Below are 21,097 nucleotides of genomic sequence, written 5' to 3' on the forward strand. Positions count from 1 at the left end.
AATCATTGTGATCTGGCGTACGGTCCACCTGCTGGGAGCCGCTAAGCTGGCTTCATGCGTGTGCTCGTCGTCGACAACTACGACAGTTTTGTCTACAACCTGGTCCAGTACCTGGCCCAGCTCGGCGCCGACTGCACCGTCTGGCGTAACGACGTGGTGGAGCTCGACAAGCTCGGCGAGTTCGACGCGGTGCTCGTCTCTCCCGGCCCCGGAACCCCGGAACGCGCTGGTCAGAGCATGGACGTCATCCGTGAATGCGCCGAAAAGCGCATCCCGATGCTCGGCGTCTGCCTCGGCCACCAGGCCCTCGGCGTCGTCTTCGGCGCCACCGTCGACCGCGCCCCGGAACTGCTGCACGGCAAGACCAGTCAAGTCCACCATTCGGGCGACGGAGTGCTCGCCGGGCTCCCCTCGGAATTCACCGCCACGCGGTACCACTCGCTGACCGTTTTGCCCGAAACCATCGACGACGCCGTGTTTGAGATCACAGGCCGCACGGAGTCCGGTGTCGTGATGGGCATGCGTCACCGCGAGCTGCCGCTCGAAGGCGTCCAGTTCCACCCCGAATCCGTGCTCACCCAGGGCGGGCACCGGATGCTGGCGAACTGGATGGCTTCGGCCGGGCACCCGGTCCCCGACGCCAGGGTCAACGAACTCGAACAGGAGACCCGCGCGCTGCAGAAGGCCGCTGCTGCGTGACCTCGCTGATCCGGCTCGAAGGAGTCGGTAAGCGCTACGGCCGCGGCGAACCCGTGCTCGCCGACGTCGATCTCGACATTCCGGCGGGTCGCGTGGTCGGCGTCCTCGGCTCGAACGGTTCGGGGAAGTCGACGCTGCTCAGGATCCTCGCGGCGCTTTCCCGGGTGACTTCGGGGAACGTCGTGGGCAGCCCGCGGGTCGGCTACCTGCCGGACCGTTTCCCGGCGGGGCAGCGGATGAGTGCCCGGGCGTACCTGCGGCATATGGCCCGCATCGACGGTCATGTCGACTTGTCGGCGATCGATCCGCTGCTGGACCGGCTGGCGCTGGTCGGCGGGCCGGACGCGCCCTTGCGGACCCTGTCGAAGGGCAACGCCCAGAAAGTCGGCCTCGCGCAGGCGGTCCTCGCCGAGCCGGAGCTGCTGATCCTCGACGAGCCCTGGTCCGGGCTCGACGTCGAAGCGCACACGGTGCTCGGCGAACTCGTCGCCGAGACCAAGGAGCGGGGCGCGAGCGTGGTCTTCACCGACCACCGCGCGGCCGTCGTGCACGCCCACGCCGACGTCGTCTACCGGATGGACGACGGCCTGTTGACCCACGTCGAAGATGGCGCGACAAGGATCGTCCTGCACGGGCCCGACGGCGACTGGTCCTCGGAACCGGGCGTCAGCCAAGCCGTGACCGAAGGCGGGAAAGTCACCTTGACCGTCGAAGCGGGGCAGACGGACGCGGTCCTGCTGCGGGCGCTCAACCGCGGCTTCTCGGTCCGGGAGGTGGCGCCGTGCTCGCCATGACCCGGTACTACCTCGCGCTGCTCGGGCATTCCCAGCGCTACCTGCCCGCGATCCTCGCCTACCTCGCGGTGAACACCGTGCTCTACACGGATCCGAAGTCGCCGCTGCTGCCGCAGTACGGGATCAGCGCGGGTTCGCTCCTGGTGGTCTCGTGCTGGCTGACAATCGCGATGCTCGACGTCGAAGACCCGGTCCAGCGGCTGGTGACCTTCAGCCACGCGCGACGCTGGCGATCGGTCCTCGGCGGCGCCACGCTGGCCGTCCTCGGCTGCGCCGCGGTGCTGATCGTCGTGACGCTGGCCTGGTCGGGCCTCCGCTCGGGCGGCTTCCCGATCGGCACCCTCGCTCTCGGCGCCGCGGCGCACGCGCTGTGCGCGCTGTTCGGGATCGCGACCGGGCTGCCCTGTTCGCGGCTGCTGGTCCCGCGCATCGGCTGGTCGGTCTTGGCGGCGATCTTCGCGCTCGCGGCGGTCCTCTTGGTGAAATGGCTGCCGCTGGCCAACCCGCTGCTGCGCGCTTTGACCTCGCAAGAACCGCTGGCTGTCCCGTTCACGGTGGCCGCGGTGGCGTCGGTCGCCGTCCTGCTGCTGAGCGCGACGGCCGTCGGACACCTGCTGCGGCGCAACGCCTGATGCCGCGTCTCATCGTGCTCAACGGCCCGCCCGCCTGTGGGAAGTCGACACTCGCCCGGCGGTACGCCGAAGACCATCCGCTGACGTTGAACCTCGACATCGACCGCGTCCGCGGCCTGCTCGGTGCCTGGCGCGACGACCCCGCGGAAGCCGGAACGCTCGCCCGCGATCTCGCCGTGAGCGCCGCGCGGACCCATCTGCTCGCGGGCCACGACGTGATCGTCCCGCAGTTCCTCGGCCGCGCCGATTTCCTCGAACGGCTGGAAACTCTCGCCGGGGAGACGGCCGCGGAGTTCCGCGAGATCGTCCTCCTCGACACCAAGGAGAACGTGCTCCGGCGGTTCGCCGAGCGCACCCGCGCCGCGGCCGAGCCCGAACACGTCGAGGCGCACGAGATGCTGGGCGGGCCCGGACAGCTCGCGGCGATGTACGACAGGCTCGTGGAACTCGTCGTGACGCGACCGAAGGCGGTCGTGGTGCACACCAGCGCCGGGCGGATTCAGGAGGCCTACCAAGGACTTCTGGACAGTTTGGCGCCCTGATGCGGCGATGGGAGCCTACGGCCCTGGTCGCGCGGGTCGTGAGTGGCGTTTCGGGTTCTAACCCGAAACGCCACTCACGACCACCTGCACCGACGCGCCACGTTTGTCTTATCTCTCAACAGGCCTCTTTGATGAGATCAGCCGGCATGAGAAGGGCCCCGCACGAAACCGTGCGGGGCCCTCTTGCTCAGCTGCCTATCGCGGGGGGTCGAAAAGCCGCGAGCTCGACGTCGTCGTCGGCGTCTCATCGCCTTCGACGATGAACAACGTGACCGGAGCGTTCTTCGCGATCTTCGTACCGGCCTGCGGGTTGGTCTTGCTGACCTTGCCCGCCTGATCCGGGTCACCGCTCTTGTCGGCCTGCGTGTCCAGCCGGCCGGACCAGCCCAGCTGCTGCAGCTGCCGCGTCGCCTCGTCCTCCGTCATGCCCTTCAGGTTCGGCATGTCGAAGGTCTCCTGGTTGCCGTTCGACACGGACAGCTTGACGACAGTGCCGACGGCCACCTTGCCGCCGTTCGGGGTCTGCTCGATCACCGTGCCCTTGGGCTGGTCGGAGTCCACGCTGGTGACCTGCGGGGTGAACCCGGCCGCCCTCAACCCGGCTTCGGCCTCGGCCTGAGTCTTGCCCTTGTAGTTCGGGACCGTCTTCAGTTCCTGGGACTTGGCGATCGTGATGTCGACCTTCGAACCTTGGTCGACCTCAGCCTGCGCGGCCGGATTTTGGGAGGTGACCTTGCCCGCTTCGTTCGGGTCGTTGCTCTCTTCCTCGGTGGTCGCCCCGAGCTTCAGACCGGCTTCGGTCAGTGCTGCGAGGGCCTCGGCCGCAGTCTTGCCCTTGAGGTCCGGGGTCTTGACCTTGCCCGGCTTCGCGCCGACGGTCAGCGTGATCTTGTCCGTGGTCGGCGTCATCTGGCCCTCGGCGGGGTTGATCGCGATGACCTTGTCGATCTGGTTGTCGTCGCAGGCGGGCTGGCCGTTCACGGCCTCGCCGGTGCAAGTGACCTTCTTGGTGTCGAGCGAGTTGAAGCCGGCGCCGCGCAGCGTGTCCTTCGCCGAGACCTCGGACTGCCCGACCACCTTCGGGATCGCCTTGCTCTCCGCGCCGGTGCCCTGGAACGCGCCCATCAGCCACATGATCAGCAGCACCACGGCGGCCAGCGACACCACGAGACCGGCGATGAGCCAGGCACGCCGCTTCTTCTTCGCGGCCGGGTCTTCGTCTTCTTCCTCGTACTGGTCGTAGCGCTGCGGCACCCGGCGGTCGGAGTCCATGACCTGGGTGCGCTCGTCCTCCGACATCACCATCGGCGCGGCCGGACGCTGGCCGGACAGCGTGCGGACCAGGTCCGAACGCATCTCCGCCGACGACTGGTAGCGGTTCGCCGGGCCCTTCGCGAGCGCCTTGAGCACGACGGCGTCGAGCTCGGGCGCCACGGCGGGGTTCACCGACGACGGCGGGTTCGGGTCTTCCCGGACGTGCTGGTACGCCACCGCCACGGGCGAGTCACCGGTGAAGGGCGGCTCGCCGGTGATGAGTTCGTACAGCACACAACCGGCGGCGTACACGTCGGAACGCGCGTCGACGGACTCACCGCGCGCCTGCTCCGGCGAGAGGTACTGCGCCGTGCCGATCACCGCGGCGGTCTGCGTCATCGCGGACTGCCCGTCGTGCATGGCGCGCGCGATGCCGAAGTCCATCACCTTGACGGCGCCGTTCTTCGTGATCATCACGTTCGCCGGTTTGACGTCGCGGTGCACGATGCCGTGCCGGTGCGAGAAGTCCAGTGCCGCGCAGACGTCGGCCATGACCTCCATCGCCCGCTTCTGCGACATCGGCCCTTCGGTCTTCACGATGTCCCGCAGAGTCCGTCCTTCGACGTACTCCATGACGATGTAGGGCAGCGGGCCGAACTCGGTGTTCGTCTCGCCGGTGTCGTAGACGGCGACGATCGCCGGGTGGTTCAGTGCCGCCGCGTTCTGTGCCTCGCGACGGAAACGTTCTTGGAACTGGGGATCCCGCGCCAGGTCGGCACGCAGGATCTTGATCGCCACCTCCCGGCCCAGGCGCACGTCGTGGCCGTGGTGGACCTCCGACATGCCTCCGTAGCCGAGCGTTTCGCCCAGCTCGTAGCGGTTGCTGAGCAGTCTTGGTGTGCTCATCTCTGCGTGCCGTTCCATTCCGTCCAAGGTTTGCTGCTCATCATTCCCGGATTCGCCTGTCCGGCCGGCTCCTCGGTGCCGCCCTCCGTCGGCACCGCTGGGTAGGCGGATGTCGGCGGAGGACCTTCAGACTTCTTACCCGGAGCCGGCACCTGTTCACTCGTTTCCACGCCGCCCGACTGCGGTCCGTTGCCCGAACCGACCAGTCTCACGATGAGGAAGGCTCCTGCCACCAGTACTGCGATCAGGATCACCGCGAGCAGCACCCACCAGCCCCATTGTGGCCGTCTGCCCGGCAGGCGGCTGACCGCCATCGGCGGCGGGCCGCCGACCGGGTGCATCGCCGGATGCGACGCCGGCCCGACGGCCACCATCGGGTTCGGCGGCGAATGCGGGCCGGGCGGGATCACGGGCTGCCCCGCCGAATAGGCCACGTTGACCAGCCCCGACGGCGTCGGCAGCGGGAGCCCGGCGCGGACCGCGGCCACCGCGGCGGCGAACTCGCCACCGCTGTTGTACCGCTGTCGCGGATCCTTGATCAGGGTCGCTTCGATGACCGCGCGGGCGCCCGGCGGCACGTCCGGCGGCAGCGGCGGCGGGAGGTCGCGGATGTGCATCATCGCGACGGTCACCGCGTTCTCCGACAGGAACGGCCGGTGCCCGGTGAGGCATTCGTAGCCGCAGACGGCCAGCGAGTAGACGTCGCTCGCCGGTTCGGCGTTGTGCCCGAGCGCCTGCTCGGGCGCGATGTAGTGGGCGGTGCCCATCACCATGCCGGACCTGGTCACGGGGGCGGCGTCGGCGGCCTTCGCGACACCGAAGTCGGTGATCTTCACCTGTCCGGCCGGGGTCACCATGATGTTGCCCGGTTTGACGTCCCGGTGCACGAGACCTGTTTCGTGCGCGGCCTGCAGCGCGTTACCGGCCTGCTCGAGGATGTCCAGGGTGCGCTCGGCGTTCAGCCGCCCTTCGCGGGTGATGATGGCGGCCAGCGGATCGCCTTCGACCAGCTCCATCACCAGATACGCGATCGACAGCTCGTCCGCGACCGTCTCGCCGTAGTCGTGCACCGCGGCGATGCCGGGGTGGTTCAGCGAAGCCGTCATCCGTGCCTCGGTCCGGAACCGGTGCAGGAATTCCGCGTCGCCGGACAGCTCCGCCTTGAGGATCTTGACCGCGACCGTCCGGTCCAGTCGCGTGTCACTGGCCTGCCAGACCTCGCCCATCCCGCCGACGGCGATCCGGTTCGTCAGCTTGTACCGGTCGGCCAGCAGCTGACCCGAGGACAGCATCCGCTATCCACCCCCGAGCATGGCGTTGACGGCGGCGCGGCCGATCTCCGCGGCCACGGTGCCACCGGTCGCTTCGAGCCCGCGGTTACCCCCGGATTCGACGATCACCGCGACGGCGATCTTCGGGTCCATCGCCGGCGCGAACCCGGTGTACCAGGCGTGCGGCGGGGTGTTCTTCGGGTCGTTGCCGTGCTCGGCGGTGCCGGTCTTGGAGGCGATCTGGATGTCGCCGCGTTTGCCGGCGCCCTTCGTGTTCTCTTCCGACGCCAGCATCATGTCGCGCAGGACCGCGGCGTTCGCGCTGGACATCGCGGCGTCACCGGTCAGTTCGGTCGGGGTGTAGTCCTCGATGGTCGACAGGTTCGGCGCCAGCAGCGACTGCACGAGCTGCGGCTTCATCGCCATCCCGTTGTTCGCGATGGTCGCCGAAAGCAGGGCGTCCTGCAGGGGCGTCAGCCGCACGTCGCGCTGGCCGATGGCGCTCTGGTACAGCGCGGCCTTCGATTCGAGCGGGCCGAGGGAGGAGCCGGCGACCCGCATCGGCACGGTCAGGTCCTCGCCGACGCCGAAGTTCTTGGCCGTCGCGTTCAGCTTGTCCTTACCGAGCTCGCCCGCGATCTCGGCGAAGGGCACGTTGCACGAGTACCGCAGCGCTTCCTTCAGCGTGCTGCCCTTGCAGGCCGCGCCGCCGTAGTTCTCCAGCGTCGTCTGCGTGCCGGGGAGCTTCACGTTGGGCGCGGTGTTGACCGGCATGTCCGCGGTCTTGCCGTCTTCGAGCGCGGCCGCGGTCACCAGCAACTTGGCCGTCGAACCCGGCGGGTACGTCTCCGAGATCGCGCGGTTCAGCATCGGCTTCTTCGGATCGTCGCGCCACTGCGACCAGGCCGCGACCTGCTCCTTCGTGGTGTGCGAGGCCAGCTTGTTCGGGTCGAACGACGGCGTCGACACCATCGCGAGGATGCGCCCGGTCTTGGGCTCCAGCGCGACCACCGCGCCGGTGTAACCCTTCTGCGTCATCAGGTCGTACGCGGCCTTCTGCACGGCCGGGTTGATCGTCAGCCGCACGTTCCCGCCGCGCGGGTCGCGGCCGGTGACCATGTCCGAAAGGCGCCGCACGAACAGGCGCGGGTCGGAGCCGTTGAGGACGTCGTCCTCGGACCGCTCCAGGCCGCCCGAGCCGTAGTTGATCGAGTAGTAGCCGGTGACCGGCGCGTACATCGGACCATCGGCGTAGGTGCGGATGAACTTGTACTTGTCGTTCGACGGGTCGACCTTCGCGAGCGCGGCGCCGTCGGGCGTCACGATCAGGCCTCGCTGGCGGGAGTACTCGTCGTAGAGCACGCGCACGTTGCGCGAATCGGTGCGGTAGTCGTCGGCCTTGACCACCTGGATGTAGGTGGCGTTGGCCATCAGCAGCACCACCATGACGAGCATGGCGACACCGACCTTGCGGAGCGGGGTGTTCACGAGGGGCTCCCCTCACCGGTCGCGGGCGGCCGCTGGACCATCACCGTGTGCGCTTCGGCGAGCGGCGCCTGCGGCTGCTGCGGCTTCGGCCGCACGGCGGGTTTGCGGGCGGCGTCGGAGATTCGGAGCAGGAGGGCCACCAGGATGTAGTTCGCGAGCAGTGAGGAACCACCGCGGGAGAGGAACGGGGCGGTGATCCCGGTGTTCGGGATCAGGTTCGTGACGCCGCCGACGACCACGAAGATCTGCATGACCAGGGCGAACGACAGGCCGCCGCCGAGGAGTTTGCCGAAGGTGTCGCGGACGGCGAGGGCGCTGCGCATCCCGCGCATCGCCAGGATCAGGTACAGCATCAGCATCGCCGTGAGCCCGATCAGGCCGAGTTCCTCGCCGATCGCGGTGGTGATGAAGTCCGTCTTGGCCTCGGGGACCATGTCCGGCCGTCCAGCGCCGAGGCCGGTCCCGCCGACGCCGCCGGTGCCGAGCCCGAACAGCCCCTGCGCGACCTGGTAGCCGCCGCCGGGGTCGTCGTAGGTGGCCAGCGGGTCGATCCAGTTCCGGACGCGCTGCTGGACGTGCGTGAACAGGTTGTAGGCGATGATCGCGCCGGCGGCGAAGAAGCCGACCCCCAGCACGACCCAGATGATCCGCTCGGTGGCGACGTACAACATCACCAGCGTGACCCCGAAGAACAGCAGCGACGTGCCGAGATCCTTCTCGAACACCAGCACGCCGAGGCAGGCGGCCGCCGCGATGAGGATCGGGCCGAGGTCACGGGCACGCGGCAGCTCGACGCCGACGATCCGCTTGCCCGCGACCATGAACAGGTCGCGTTTCGTCACCAGGAACGAGGCGAAGAAGATCATCAGCAGGATCTTCGCGAACTCACCCGGCTGGATCGAGAAGAACGGCAGCTTGATCCAGACCTTCGCGCCGTTGACCTCGGACAGGCTCGACGGCAGCACCGCGGGCAGCGCGAGCGCCACGATCCCGACCAGGCCGCAGGTGTAGCCGTAGCGGGTCAGTGTGCGGTGATCGCTGATCACGACCAGCACCACCACGAACAGCACCAGCGAGATCGCCGTGAACAGCACCTGCTTGGTGACGTCCGGCGTGTACTCCCTGCCCTGCTGCAGGGCGCGTTCCGCGAGCGCCAGGTCGATCCGGTGGATCATCACCAGGCCGAGCCCGTTCAGCAGCGCGACGCACGGCAGGATCACCGGATCCGCGTACGGCGCCCAGCGGCGGACCGCCAGATGCGCCGCGGTCAGCACCGCGAGGTACGAAAGCCCCAGCCAGATGATCGAGCTGGTGAGCTCCTGCTCCTGGTTCGCCTCCACCAGCACGAGCGCGACGGTGACGATGAAGGTCGCGAACGCCAGGAGGACGAGTTCGGTACCGCGCCGCTTGGGCAGCTCGCGCGGAGGGTTCGTGGCGAACTGGGCCGAAGCCGGATCGGCGAGCGGCGTGCTCATCAATTACCGCCCCCTGGTGCTGCCGGTGCCGGCGTCGAGCAGTCCCTCCCCGCAGGCTGGTTCGCCGAACTCGGCGAGGCGGGGGTCGAAGGGGATGCCGACGACGCCGGGGGCGGCGACGACGCGGGAGGCGTGGGAGTCGAGCTGGCGGCCGGTTTGCAGTCGGCCAGCTGCTTGTGCGGCCGCAGGAAGTCGTCGATGTACTTGCGGGCGTCGTCGAGGTTGTCCTTCTTGACGCCGTTCTTCACCGCGATCCGCGCGTCCTCCTGAAGGGCGGGCACCAGGAGCTTGTCGGTGCACAGCCCGCCCGGCGGGCACGAGCCCTGCTCGTAGGCGTGCAGGTCGATGCCGAGGACACTGCCGGGGACGCCGCGATAGATCACGACCTCCTCGCCGGGGCCCTCGCCGACGTAGTACTGGCTCAGCACGAAATACCGCGTGGCGATCGCCGCCGCGGCCAGCACGATCAGGACGACCACCGCTCCCGCCAGCCAGCGAAATCGCCTCCGGCGCTTGACCTTCGGGTCCTCCTGTTGGGGCTGGACCTCGGGCCGCGGCTGCGGCGCGGGCTGGGTCAGCGCGCGGGCGCGGGCGGCGGGGGAGTCGCCCTGGTGGAACTCGTCGCTGCCGTCCCCGGCGGCGCCGCCCACGATGGGCGCGTCCTCACCGAAGTCGACGTCGACGACGTCGGCGATGATCACCGTGACGTTGTCCGTGCCGCCGCCCTTGAGCGCCAGCTCGATCATCCGGTCCGCGCAGGCCTGCGGATCCGGGATCTGGATCGCCTCGGACAGCGTCTCGTCGCTGACCATGCCGGACAGGCCGTCCGAGCAGATCAGGTACCGGTCACCGGCGCGGGCCTCGCGCACGGTCAGGCTCGGCTCGACCTCGTGGCCGGTGAGCGCCTTCAGCAGCAGCGACCGCTGCGGGTGCACCGCGGCCTCTTCCGGCGTGATCCGGCCCTGTTCGAGAAGTTCGTTGACGAAGCTGTCGTCCCGCGTGATCTGCGAGAACTGACCGCCGCGCATCAGATACGCCCGCGAGTCGCCGACGTGCACGACACCCATCCGCGAACCGGCGAACAGCACGGCGGTCAGGGTCGTACCCATCCCGTCGAGGTCCGGGTCCTGCTGGACCAGTTCGGCGATGGCCGCGTTGCCGTTCTGGACGGCCTCACGCAGCTGAGCGAGAAGGTCGTCGCTCGGATCGTCGTCGTCGAGTGGGGCGAGGGAGGCGATGACGACCTTGCTGGCCACCTCACCCGCGGCGTGGCCGCCCATACCGTCGGCGAGGGCGAGCAGGCGGGGACCGGCGTACACGGAGTCCTGGTTGCTGGAACGCACCAGGCCCCGGTCGCTGCGAGCCGCGTAGCGGAGGACGAGAGTCATGGGCGAAGCTCGATCACCGTTTTGCCGATCCGGATGGGGACTCCGAGCGGGACCCGGAGGGGTGCCGTGACCTTAGCCCGGTCGAGGTACGTCCCGTTCGTCGAGCCCAGATCTTCCACGTACCAATCCTCCCCGCGCAGGGCGATCCGGGCGTGGCGGGTCGACGCGTAGTCGTCGTCCAGCACCAGGGTCGAGTCGTCGGCGCGGCCGATCAGGATCGGCCTGCCGTCCAAGGCGATCCTGGTTCCCGCCAGCGCACCATGGGTCACGAGCAGCTGCTGCGGCGATTTCCCGCCGCGCGGCCTCTTGGGTTCCTTTTTCTTCTTGCGACCGAACGTCGGCACGGCGACTCGCAGCCCGGAGGCCGCGTACAGATCCGACCGGACGACACGCAACGCGGCGAACACGAAGAGCCAGAGCAGCACGAGAAAGCCCACCCTGGTGAGTTGAACGACCAGCTCTGGCACTTGTTGTGTCCGCTCCCGTTTCTCCTGTACGCCGCGGAGAGCCCGTGCCGTCCGGGATGGTCGGCTCCGGACAGCGCTGCTCTCCGCGTACGACCCGAGGTGCCGATCCACCACAGGCCCCGCACCGCAATTCTGCGATACCCCCTCCGGACGCCGCCGGTCAGCCCTGCGTACGGAACACGAGAGACGAGTGGCCGACGCGGATCACGTCGCCGTCGGCCAGCTGCCAGGTCTGCACCGGGGTGCCGTTGACGGTCGTGCCGTTGGTCGAACCGATGTCCGCGAGCGTCGCGCTCTGGCCGTCCCAGGTGATCTCCAGGTGACGGCGCGAGACGCCGGTGTCCGGGAGCCGGAAGTCGGCGTCCTGGCCGCGGCCGACGACGTTCCCGCCCTGCTTCAGCGAGTACGAACGGTTCGAACCGTCGTCCAGCTGGAGGCTCGCGGTGAGCTGACGACCGGCCGCCGGCTGGCCGCCGTAGCCGCCGCCCTGCGCGTACGGGTCCGCGGCGGGCTGACCGTACTGCTGCTGGCCACCGCCGTACTGGTCGTACCCGCCCTGCTGCGGCTGGCCGCCGTACTGGTCGTAACCGGGCTGAGGCGCGGCTCCGCCGTAACCCTGGTCGTACCCGGGCTGCTGCTGCTGCGCGCCGCCGTACTGGTCGTAGCCCGGCTGCTGCGCGCCGCCATAGCCGTGGTCGTAGCCGCCCTGCTGCTGGCCGCCGTACTGGTCGTAGCCGGGCTGAGGCGCGGCTCCGCCGTAACCCTGGTCGTAGCCACCTTGCTGCTGGCCGCCGTACTGGTCGTAGCCGGGCTGCTGGGCGCCGCCGTAACCCTGGTCGTAGCCGCCCTGCTGCTGGCCGCCATAACCCTGGTCGTACCCGGGCTGCTGCTGGCCAGCCTGCTGTCCGTAGCCGTACTGGCCCTGCTGGCCGTACGGGTCACCCTGGTCGTATTGGCCGTAGCCGGGGGGCTGGCTCATTGCTGGGTCTCCTGCGTTGCTGGGTCGTGCCGACCGTGGCGAACCTTCGGCGCCGTGGGGCTTGACGTCGGGATCGACGGACGAACGGGTCTTGAACTGTCCAGTATGCAGCGCCTCGTTGCGCTCGAGCGAAACTACGACGTCACCATAGGTGTCCCATCCGTGCTCGGCGAGGTGTTCCTTGACCGCCTCCGCCAGCACCGTGGTGACCCGACGCTCGTCGCCGGCCATACGTTCGTGATCAGCCTGCCCCAACGACACGATGTAGTGGTTGGGAGCGAGCTGTCGACCACCGGCCAGCTCACGAACGTTCTCCTCGCTCTCGCGCTCAAGCGCCACCGCCACTTCCTGCGTGACGACGTTGCCACCGAACATGCGCGCGAAGGTATTGCCCACGAGGTTCTCGAGCCGTCTGTCAAAGCGTTCGACGCGGCCCACCGGGCAACCCTCCTCACACGTGTGCTTCCCCGTCGATCCTATCCGGGTACGGCCAGTCGGACACGGCCCCCGGTGAAACCCGCGAAATCCGCCTGCTACGCTTTGCGAGCTGTCAGAGAACGAAGCACTCGGGCGAGTGGCGGAATGGCAGACGCGCACGGTTCAGGTCCGTGTGTCCGAAAGGACGTGAGGGTTCAACTCCCTCCTCGCCCACTTTTGTTCGAGGCCCCCTTCGCTCCGCGACGGGGGCCTCTTTCGTGAGGTCGTCGCTCGTCAGTACCCGGGGGGCCGAGCCCCCCGGACCCCCCACGGTGCGGTCGGCGGCGGTTGGTGGGGTGGTCGGCTGGGGAGGGGGCTTGGTCTTGTGTGCTTAGGCTCATCTGGTGGTCGACGAGATGGCGGTGGGCAGTGGGGTCACGTTCCGCGAGCGGTACAAGCCGGACGAGCACGTGGTCGGCTTCTGCGTGAACGTCGAAGCCGACGGGCTGTCGGCCCATCTGCACGGGGTCGAGCTCGGGGCCTGGGACCACGTCCAGCTCGATGATTTCGTCGACAAGCTGGCCGCGGACTTCCGTGGTTGGGACGGCGAGCGCGTCTGGAAGTCCCCTCAACTGTCGCTGGGGGCCACGTTTCACTCGGGTGGGCACGTCGAGCTGACGTGGAGATTGCGGCCGGATCCTGTTCAGGGAGGTTGGCGGCTCTGCTTCCCCACCTGGCTGGACGCGGGTGAGGCCATGCTGAGGCTCGCTTCCGATCTTCGGCACTTCCTCCGTGGCTGAACAAGAAAAAGACCCGGCACGTCGGGCCGGGTCTTGGTGGTGCGGATGTGGGTCAGTTCACGCCGACGAGGTCGACGACGAAGATCAGGGTCTCGTTCGGCTTGATGACGCCGCCGGCGCCGCGTTCGCCGTAGGCCAGGTGCGGCGGAATGGTCAGCTTGCGACGACCGCCGACCTTCATACCGGCCACGCCCTGGTCCCAGCCGGGGATGACCTGCCCGGCGCCGAGGCCGAAGCGAAGCGGCTCACCGCGGTCCCACGACGCGTCGAACTGTTCGCCGGTCGAGTGCGAGACGCCGACGTAGTGCACCGAAACGGTGTCGCCGGCCTTCGCCTCCTGGCCCTCTCCGACGGTGATGTCGGACTTCTCCAGGTCGGACGGCGCGGGGCCCTCCGGGCGGTCGATCTGGGGCTTCTCCAAAGGCATGCCCACAAGCTACATCCGCTGGTCCCGGGTCCGCAGGGCGAGTGTTCCGCCGAACGGTGGCAAGAACGCGAATAGTCTTCACAAATTTGGATACCCGTGGGTAGTGTGCGCCTCGTCACTCTCCGACGACGGAGGTCTTTCATGCGACGAGGCATACGGGTCTTGACGACGCTGGCGGGGCTGACGCTGGTGGCGGGCACCGTCCCGGCGCTCCAGGCGAACGCCGAGGAAGCACCACCCGGCTCGGTGGTGGCGGCCGCGCTCGACGACTACTGCGGCGGCCAGTGCGGTGACATCCTCCCGCCCGGCACCAAGGGGAACGCCACCCTCGCCGAGATCCTGGCGCACAAGGCGTTCGGCACCCGGCCCGCGCATTCGGCCGATCAGCTCGGCAAGTACGCCTCGCTCGCCGACGGCTACAAGACGCTGACCACGGACAAGATCAACCAGTTCTTCAACGACGCCTCGTTCGGGGTGCCGTCCGGGCAGGTCGAGAGCACGATCAAACCGCGTTCCGACGTGACGATCACCCGCGACAAGGCGACCGGCGTTCCCCGGATCGTCGGCACGACGCGGCCGGGCACGATGTACGGCGCCGGGTACGCCGCCGCGCAGGACCGCCTGTGGCTGATGGACATCATGCGCCGTGTCGGCCGCGGCCAGCTGACCTCGTTCGCCGGCGGCGCCCAGGGCAACCGCGAACTCGAGCAGAGCTTCTTCGCCTCGGCGCCGTACACCGAACAGGAACTGCAGAAGCAGGTCGACAACGCCGCGGCCGGCGGTCCGCGCGGCGCGCAGGGCAAGGCCGACGCCGAGGCCTACGTCCAGGGTGTCAACAAGTACATCTCCGACGCGCACAGCGGCCGCTACTTCCCGGGCGAGTACGTGCTCACCGGACACGTCGACGCGATCACGAACGCCGGGACCATCGAGCCGTTCAAGCTCACCGACCTCGTCGTCCTCGCCGCCGTCGTCGGCGCGCAGTTCGGCGCAGGCGGTGGCGGTGAGGTGCAGAACGCCATCGCGAAGATGGCGATGCAGGAGAAGTACGGCCTCGAACAGGGTGACAAGGTCTGGCGGAGCCTGCGGTCCGAGGACGACCCCGAGACCGTCAAGACGCTCCACAATGGACAGACCTTCGACTACGGCAAGGCGCCGTCGAACCCGCAGGGCGCCGCGATGCCGGACAAGGGTTCGGTCACCGGGCAGCAGCTGGTCTTCGATCCGACCGGTTCCGCCGGGACGGCGACACCGGCCAAGGTGGACGTTCCCGCGCCCGAGGACCAGAAGGCCGTCCGCGGCATCTTCGACGACGGTGTCCTGCCGGGCAACCTGCTGTCGGAGAAACACGGCATGTCCAACGCGCTGGTGGTCTCCGGCGCCAAGACCGCGAGCGGTCACCCGGTCGCCGTGTTCGGCCCGCAGGCGGGCTACTTCGCGCCGCAATTGCTGATGCTGCAGGAAATCCAGGGTCCCGGCATCAGCGCCCGCGGCGCCTCGTTCGCGGGGATCAGCATGTACGTGCTGCTCGGCCGCGGCAAGGACTACTCGTGGAGCGCGACCTCGGCGTCGCAGGACATCGTCGACACCTACGCCGTCGAACTGTGCGAGCAGAACGGTTCCGCGCCGACCAAGAACTCCAACTTCTACCGGTTCCGCGGCCAGTGCCTGCCGTTCGAGATCGTCGAACGCAAGAACGCCTGGAAGCCCACCGTCGCCGACGGTACGGCGGCAGGTTCGTACACGCTGCGCAGTTTCCGCACCAAATACGGTCCGGTGACGAGCCGGGCGCTGGTCGGCGGCAAACCGGTCGCGTACGCGTCGCTGCGGTCCACGTTCCAGCACGAGATCGACACGATCATCGGCTTCCAGAAGTTCAACGATCCGGACGCGATCAAGTCCGCGCAGGACTTCCAGGCCGCGGCGGCCGACGTCAACCAGACCTACAACTGGTTCTACGCCGACTCCCGTGACGTCGCGTACTTCAACTCGGGCTCGAACCCGGTCCGCGATCCGAACGTCGACCCGGCCATGCCGGTGAAGGGCGACGCCGGATTCGACTGGCAGGGCTGGAATCCCGACGGCAACCTCGCGAACTACACGCCGTCGTCGCAGCATCCGCAGTCGATCAACCAGGACTACTACATCAGCTGGAACAACGCGCAGGCCAACGGCTACGCGGCCAGCGGCGCGGACAAGAGTTCCGTGCACCGCGGCGATCTGATCGACGCGCGGGTCAAGAAGCTGATCTCCAGCGGCACCAAGGTGACGCGGGTGAACCTCACGCAGGCCATGGAGGAGGCCGCGCTCGCCGACCTCCGCGCGGAGAAGGTGCTGCCTGAGCTGTTCAAGGTGATCGACAGGGCGCCGGTGACCGGCCCGGCCGCGGACGCGGTGGCGAAGCTGAAGACGTGGCTCGCCGCGGGCGGCCTGCGTTCGGAGACCTCGCCGGGGAGCAAGGTCTACGCCAACGCCGACGCGATCCGCATCATGGACGCCTGGTGGCCCCTGCTGGTGAACGCCCAGTTCAAACCCGGCATGGGCGACGCCTACGGTCCCATGGTCGGGGTGCTGAAGATCAACGAGTCGCCGTCCGGCTGGCAGAACGAGGTCCCCGGCAAGCACGTCGGCCAGGGACACGCCGGTTCGTCGTACCAGTCCGGCTGGTGGGGCTACGTGCACAAGGACATTCGTTCGGTGCTCGGCCAGCCCGTCGCCGGTCCGCTCGCCGTGAAGTACTGCGGCGGTGGTGACGTCACTGCCTGCCGTCAGGTGCTGCTCGACTCGCTGACGCAGGCGGCCGCGCAGCCCGCCAACACCGTTTACCCCGGTGACGGCGACTGCGCCGCGGGCGACCAGTGGTGCGCCGACACGATCATCCACCGCGCGCTCGGCGGCATCACGCAGGACAAGATGAGCACCCAGAACCGGCCGACCTTCCAGCAGGTCGTGGAGTTCCCGGCGAAACGCGGTGACAACATCGCCAATCTCGCCACCGGCCGCTCGGTGAGCGCGACCAGCCACGAGACGGGCTGGTACAACTCGCCCCCGTCCAAGGCCATCGACGTCGACCTGTCGACGCGCTGGGCGAGCGACTGGAGCGACGACCAGTCGATCACCGTCGACCTTGGCTCGGTGCAGCGCGTTTCCCGGGTCGTCCTGCATTGGGAGTCCGCGTACGGGAAGGCGTACAAGGTGCAGATCTCGTCGGACGGGACGAACTGGCGGGAAGTGGCGTCCATAGTGGACGGAGACGGCGGGAAGGACAACGTCGCCTTCGAAGCCGTGGACGCCCGTCATGTCCGGATGGCCGGAGTCCAGCGCGGCACCAAGTACGGCTACTCCCTCTACGAGTTCGAGGTCTACGCGCACTAGCAGGCGACGGTTTACGGTGGCGGGGTGGACACGAACGATTGGTCACCCCGCACCCTCGCCGTCGCCGCCGGACGTCCGGAGGGCCCCGGCGAACCGCTGAACGTGCCGATCGTCGCGGCGAGCACCTTCGACGCCGGCGCCGACCGCGCGTATTCGCGGGAGGACGGCACCCCGACGTGGGAGGCACTCGAAGCGGCGATCGGCGCGCTCGAAGGCGGGCACGCCACCGCGTTCGCCTCGGGAATCGCGACGCTCAGCGCGGTCGTCGACACCCTGCCCGTCGGCGCGAAGGTCTGCGTCCCGACGTTCTCCTACGCGGGTTCGCGTGGCCTGCTCGCCCACGCGCAGCGCACCGGACGCCTGGTGGTGACCGAGATCGCGCCGGACGACACGGCCGCGTGGGTCGCCGCCGCGGACGCCGACCTGCTCTGGCTCGAATCGCCGACCAACCCGACGCTCGACGTCATCGACATCGAGACGATCGCCGCCGCCGCGAACGGCCTGGTCGCCGTCGACAACACGTTCGCCACGCCGCTCGGGCAGCGGCCGCTGGACCTCGGTGCCGACATCGTCGTGCACAGCGCGACGAAACTCATCGGCGGGCACAGCGACCTGCTGCTCGGCCTGACCATCGCGGCCGACGAGGGTGTGGCGAAGAGTCTGCGCGACGCGCGCACCAGGCTTGGGGCCACGCCCGGAGCGCTCGAAGCGTGGCTGGCCCTGCGCGGGCTGCGGACGCTCCCGGTCCGTCTCGCCGAGCAGACGCGCACGGCCGCGCTGCTGGCCGCGCGGCTGGTCGACCACCCCGCCATCACGCGGGTGCGTTATCCCGGAGCCGGCACGATGATCGCGTTCGAACTCCCGGACGCCGAGACCGCGGACAAGGTCATCGGTTCGCTGCGGCTGATCCGGGCCGCCACCAGCCTCGGCGGGGTGGAGAGCCTGGTCGAGCGGCGGGCGTGGCTGGCAGGCGACGCCCACGTGCCCGCCGGGCTCGTCCGGTTCAGTGTCGGGCTCGAAGATCCGGAAGATCTCTGGACCGATCTGGCCTCGGCGCTCGGCTAGCACGTGGACGAGACGAAACCGCCCCGGCGGCTCGGTCAGTTGCTGTGGGGCCTGTTCTGGCTCCTGGTGCTCGGCTTCCTCGCGATCGTCGCGGCGGGCCTGCTGGCCGAGCTCGCGGCGTCGTCCTGCCCGGACGACGCGATCTGGGCCTGTACCGCCGAGAACCGGACCTTCGCCACCTTCCTGCCCGCGATCGGGTTCGGTCTCGGGCTCTTGCTGGCGCTGGTGGGCGGTGGCCGGGCGGTACGGAACCGGACGTCGCCGAAGCCCTGGCTATTCGTCGCCGGCCTCCTCGGCGCGGTCTCCCTCGCCGTGGCCTTGTTCCTGGTGTTCTGATCGTGATCTTCGGGTTGCCGGGCACCGGTGTCCGGCGGTAAATGGTCAGGGGTTCACCGAAACGTGGTCCGAAAGTGTGAACCGGTCGGTAGTGCGAGTGCGGAGAGTCTTCGGAAAAAGGGGATCCGGCCAGGATGAGCGGCGAATCCGGGTGGTTCGAGGGGCGGCGAAAAAATACTTCCGCAACGCAACCGTTCCGGCCCTCCGGGTGTTAACATTCGTTCGTCGCCGCGAGGGTTTCCCTCTGTTGAGCGACTTTCGGGCCCATGTATCGGGCAGGGACATTCCAGCGTTACCGGTTTTTCCGGTGGTTCTTGTCACGCCTTATCCGCTACGCCCTTCCGTACTTTTCGGGCAGGATCACGCTGTCACTCGAACGTGGGATTCCTTTCGGGTGGTGGCAGGGTGGGGGTCACCCTGTGTTGCGATGTTTCCACTGGGAGATCATTTTGAAGAAGACGTTGGGCCGCCTCGCGGGCGCGGTGCTGGCCGGCGCCGTCATCTCGCTGGCCGTGACGCCGGTCGCGATGGCGCAGACCGAGACGACCACCACGCCGCCGGCTCCGTCGAGCGAGACCGCGACCTCGACTCCGGCCCCGCCGTCCTACTCGGGCGGCAAGGCGACGACGGCCCCGCCGGACTCGAGCGCCCCGGCCTCGTCGTCCTCGCAGGAGCCGACGCCGACGAGCAGCGGCAAGCCGACTTCCGGCAAGCCGTCGCCGACCTCCACCTCGGAGAAGCCGACCACCACCACCGCGCCGCTGCCGGAGCTGAACGTCGGCGCCGGATACGTCGAGGGCAAGGAAGGCGCGCTGGCCATCTTCTGCGGTTCGGAGCCCACCGACGTCACCGCGCCGGACTACATCATCACCGACTCGTTCCAGGACGGCGCCGACGCCTTCATCTGGGTCTACGCCATCGAGGCCAAGCCCGGCTTCAACGGCACCACGAGCACCTTCACCTGGACCTGCGACGGCAAGCCGGGCAAGGGTGACATCGAGATCGAGGAGATCGGCGGCGGCGCGACCGCACCGGGCGCCGACAAAAAGAAGAAGCAGGTCAAGCTGAAGCCCAAGGGCGGCATCGAGACCGGTTTCGGCGCCACCGCGGCCTGATCGATGAAGCTTCTGACGCAGGGCGGCCGCCTGGTCGCGGCCGCCCTTGTGCTTTCCCTCGCGCTGACGGGATGCGGCACCGACGAACCCGCCCCGCCCGCCGCGCAGCCGGCGGCGGAATCGGCACCGCCGGTGGTCAAACCGTTCAACGGGGCTCGCCCGACGAACGTGAAGATCCCCAAGATCGGCGCGGAATCGAGCCTGGTCACGGTCGCGATCGGCAAGGACGGCAAGATGTCCGTCCCGTCGGCGAAGAAACCGATGCAGGCCGCCTGGTACCGGTTCTCCCCGGTGCCCGGTGACGTCGGCCCGGCGATCCTGCTCGGTCACGTCGACGGCAACAAGCAGCCGGGTATCTTCTACAAGCTCAACGAGCTGAACCCCGGTGACGAGGTGGTCGTCGACCGCAGCGACGGCAAGAGCCTGAAGTTCGTGGTCGAGAAGAAGGACCAGGTGCCCAAGGACCAGTTCCCCGAGGAAGCGGTCTACGGCAACACCGACAAGCCGCAGCTGCGGCTGATCACCTGTGGCGGTGTCTTCGACCAGGAAGAGCACAGCTACAAGGACAACGTCATCGTCTACGCGAACCTGGTCGCCTGACGAGCGCTTTGAAGGGTCCTTTCCTCGCTGAATATGCGAGGAAAGGACCATTTTTCGCATCCGGGGACGCGCTCAACCCAGGCCGGCGGCCGGGAACGGGAACCCGGCGGGAGCGGCCGCTTCGGTGTCGACCCACTTGCGCATCCCCGCGTCACAGGCCGCGTAACCCCAGTTGATCAACCGCTCCTGCAGCACTTCCGGCAGTTTCGTCAGGCGCGTCGGCGTCTCCGCCAGCTTGTGCGTGAGATCCACCGGCGCCGTCAGCGAATCCACGAGCTCGAAGTTCTCGAGATCGACGTAGGAACCCCAGTAGGCGCCGCTGAAATCCTTCTCCACATAGGACTTCAGCAGCGCGCCCCGCCGCAGCTCGCGCACCTGGTTGTCGATCACGTCGAGCACGCGCAGCAGCTGCCGTCCCCAGTCGCGGGGGACCTTCCGCCTGACCTTCATCCGCTTGCCCGCGTCGCTGACCAGCACCGTCGCGTGCCCTTCGACCGGGTCCAGGCCGAGGTTGTCGTAGACGCCGGCGTCGCTGAGCACGATCTTGCGTTTCCGGTCATCCGAATGCGGATCCTGGATCACGACGGGCGAAAGCATCGGCGGGAACGCCGAGGACGCGGCCACCGCGGTCGCGAGCGGGATGTTCCCGTGCGGCCCGTCCTGCCGGAAGAACCACCACAGCGCGCCGTCCTGGAGGTTCGTCGCGGTGAAGACGAACTGCGGGCCGCCGGGGTCGATGTCCTTGAGGCAGCAGTCGCCGAACAGGTGTTTCGCGTACACGCGCGCGAGTTCTTCACCGGCGCTCCGCCACGGGATCGCCATGGCCAGCAAGGTGACCGGGATGTCGAGCCGGGTGCGCGCCAGGTTCCGGATCGGCGCGACGACCTCGTCGTAGAAGTTGTCCGCCACACCGTTCTCGAACTTCAGCTCCGACCACGCGTGCGCGAGCACACCCGAGGCGATCGAACCGCCCGAGACACTCGAGAACGTCGAGATCTTCGACAGCCAGCCGAGTTCGTTGAGCCGCCACAGCGCCCCGGTGTGGAACAACATCGCGCGGTAGCCGC

Annotated in this window: 19 protein-coding genes and 1 tRNA gene; 11 read left to right on the forward strand and 9 right to left on the reverse strand. The window is 68.6% G+C overall.

Annotation, left to right across the window (positions count from 1 at the left end):
- The first annotated feature begins 54 nt into the window (after positions 1-54).
- From NQK81_RS25840 to NQK81_RS25855, 4 genes are read left to right on the forward strand one after another with little or no spacing between them, the layout of a single operon-like run.
- A complete protein-coding gene (locus tag NQK81_RS25840; protein WP_126734790.1) occupies positions 55-699 on the forward strand; it encodes an aminodeoxychorismate/anthranilate synthase component II in 645 nt (214 codons plus the stop codon).
- The gene (locus NQK81_RS25845; protein ID WP_126734791.1) at positions 696-1,493 is read left to right on the forward strand and encodes an ATP-binding cassette domain-containing protein; all 798 of its coding nucleotides are present in this window, start codon (positions 696-698) and stop codon (positions 1,491-1,493) included. The genes NQK81_RS25840 and NQK81_RS25845 overlap by 4 nt, the downstream gene beginning before the upstream one ends.
- The gene (locus NQK81_RS25850; protein ID WP_257483570.1) at positions 1,481-2,125 is read left to right on the forward strand and encodes a hypothetical protein; all 645 of its coding nucleotides are present in this window, start codon (positions 1,481-1,483) and stop codon (positions 2,123-2,125) included. The genes NQK81_RS25845 and NQK81_RS25850 overlap by 13 nt, the downstream gene beginning before the upstream one ends.
- Positions 2,125-2,667: an AAA family ATPase gene (locus NQK81_RS25855; protein WP_257483571.1), complete on the forward strand. Its 543-nt coding sequence runs from the start codon at positions 2,125-2,127 to the stop codon at positions 2,665-2,667. Before NQK81_RS25850 ends, NQK81_RS25855 begins: the two co-directional genes overlap by 1 nt.
- Positions 2,668-2,862: 195 nt before the next feature.
- Here NQK81_RS25855 and pknB read toward each other — a convergent pair whose 3' ends face one another.
- The 7 genes from pknB to NQK81_RS25890 all read right to left on the reverse strand — a co-directional run bounded on the left by pknB (position 2,863) and on the right by NQK81_RS25890 (position 12,333).
- Entirely contained in the window at positions 2,863-4,827 is a 1,965-nt protein-coding gene (pknB, locus tag NQK81_RS25860) for a Stk1 family PASTA domain-containing Ser/Thr kinase (protein ID WP_257489847.1), read from the reverse strand.
- Positions 4,824-6,119: a protein kinase domain-containing protein gene (locus NQK81_RS25865; protein ID WP_257483572.1), complete on the reverse strand. Its 1,296-nt coding sequence runs from the start codon at positions 6,117-6,119 to the stop codon at positions 4,824-4,826. The genes pknB and NQK81_RS25865 overlap by 4 nt, the downstream gene beginning before the upstream one ends.
- A 3-nt stretch (positions 6,120-6,122) precedes the next feature.
- A complete protein-coding gene (locus NQK81_RS25870; RefSeq protein WP_126734795.1) occupies positions 6,123-7,586 on the reverse strand; it encodes a peptidoglycan D,D-transpeptidase FtsI family protein in 1,464 nt (487 codons plus the stop codon).
- A complete protein-coding gene (locus NQK81_RS25875) occupies positions 7,583-9,061 on the reverse strand; it encodes an FtsW/RodA/SpoVE family cell cycle protein (protein WP_126734796.1) in 1,479 nt (492 codons plus the stop codon). The genes NQK81_RS25870 and NQK81_RS25875 overlap by 4 nt, the downstream gene beginning before the upstream one ends.
- Positions 9,061-10,449: a PP2C family protein-serine/threonine phosphatase gene (locus NQK81_RS25880; RefSeq protein WP_257483573.1), complete on the reverse strand. Its 1,389-nt coding sequence runs from the start codon at positions 10,447-10,449 to the stop codon at positions 9,061-9,063. The genes NQK81_RS25875 and NQK81_RS25880 overlap by 1 nt, the downstream gene beginning before the upstream one ends.
- Complete coding sequence (locus NQK81_RS25885) at positions 10,446-10,916, reverse strand: FHA domain-containing protein FhaB/FipA (protein WP_126734798.1); 471 nt, start codon at positions 10,914-10,916, stop codon at positions 10,446-10,448. Before NQK81_RS25885 ends, NQK81_RS25880 begins: the two co-directional genes overlap by 4 nt.
- A gap of 160 nt (positions 10,917-11,076) precedes the next feature.
- The gene (locus tag NQK81_RS25890; protein ID WP_257483574.1) at positions 11,077-12,333 is read right to left on the reverse strand and encodes an FHA domain-containing protein; all 1,257 of its coding nucleotides are present in this window, start codon (positions 12,331-12,333) and stop codon (positions 11,077-11,079) included.
- A 130-nt stretch (positions 12,334-12,463) separates the two neighbouring features.
- Here NQK81_RS25890 and NQK81_RS25895 point away from each other — a divergent pair.
- Both NQK81_RS25895 and NQK81_RS25900 read left to right on the forward strand, forming a co-directional pair.
- Positions 12,464-12,546 (forward strand) — tRNA-Leu (locus tag NQK81_RS25895).
- A gap of 170 nt (positions 12,547-12,716) precedes the next feature.
- Positions 12,717-13,112 (forward strand): DUF6228 family protein, encoded by a 396-nt coding sequence (locus tag NQK81_RS25900; protein WP_257483575.1) that lies wholly within the window; start codon positions 12,717-12,719, stop codon positions 13,110-13,112.
- A gap of 52 nt (positions 13,113-13,164) precedes the next feature.
- Here NQK81_RS25900 and NQK81_RS25905 read toward each other — a convergent pair whose 3' ends face one another.
- Positions 13,165-13,539, reverse strand: coding sequence for an FKBP-type peptidyl-prolyl cis-trans isomerase (locus tag NQK81_RS25905; RefSeq protein WP_257483576.1), 375 nt, complete (start codon positions 13,537-13,539; stop codon positions 13,165-13,167).
- A 141-nt stretch (positions 13,540-13,680) separates the two neighbouring features.
- Between NQK81_RS25905 and NQK81_RS25910 the strand changes: the two genes are divergently transcribed.
- From NQK81_RS25910 to NQK81_RS25930, 5 genes are all read left to right on the forward strand, one after another.
- A complete protein-coding gene (locus NQK81_RS25910) occupies positions 13,681-16,914 on the forward strand; it encodes a penicillin acylase family protein (protein ID WP_257483577.1) in 3,234 nt (1,077 codons plus the stop codon).
- A 24-nt stretch (positions 16,915-16,938) separates the two neighbouring features.
- On the forward strand, positions 16,939-17,979 hold the full coding sequence (locus NQK81_RS25915; RefSeq protein ID WP_257483578.1) for a trans-sulfuration enzyme family protein: 1,041 nt from the start codon (positions 16,939-16,941) through the stop codon (positions 17,977-17,979).
- A gap of 3 nt (positions 17,980-17,982) precedes the next feature.
- Positions 17,983-18,315, forward strand: coding sequence for a hypothetical protein (locus tag NQK81_RS25920; protein WP_126734803.1), 333 nt, complete (start codon positions 17,983-17,985; stop codon positions 18,313-18,315).
- 449 nt (positions 18,316-18,764) lie between these two features.
- Positions 18,765-19,430, forward strand: a complete 666-nt coding sequence (locus NQK81_RS25925; RefSeq protein ID WP_257483579.1) for a hypothetical protein — start codon at positions 18,765-18,767, stop codon at positions 19,428-19,430.
- 3 nt (positions 19,431-19,433) lie between these two features.
- On the forward strand, positions 19,434-20,030 hold the full coding sequence (locus NQK81_RS25930) for a class F sortase (RefSeq protein ID WP_257483580.1): 597 nt from the start codon (positions 19,434-19,436) through the stop codon (positions 20,028-20,030).
- Positions 20,031-20,102: 72 nt separating this feature from the next.
- Here the strand turns inward: NQK81_RS25930 and NQK81_RS25935 are convergent, their stop codons facing one another.
- Entirely contained in the window at positions 20,103-21,083 is a 981-nt protein-coding gene (locus NQK81_RS25935) for a patatin-like phospholipase family protein (RefSeq protein ID WP_257489848.1), read from the reverse strand.
- Positions 21,084-21,097: the final 14 nt, after the last annotated feature.

Source organism: Amycolatopsis roodepoortensis (assembly GCF_024628825.1).
GTDB lineage: Bacteria > Actinomycetota > Actinomycetes > Mycobacteriales > Pseudonocardiaceae > Amycolatopsis > Amycolatopsis roodepoortensis.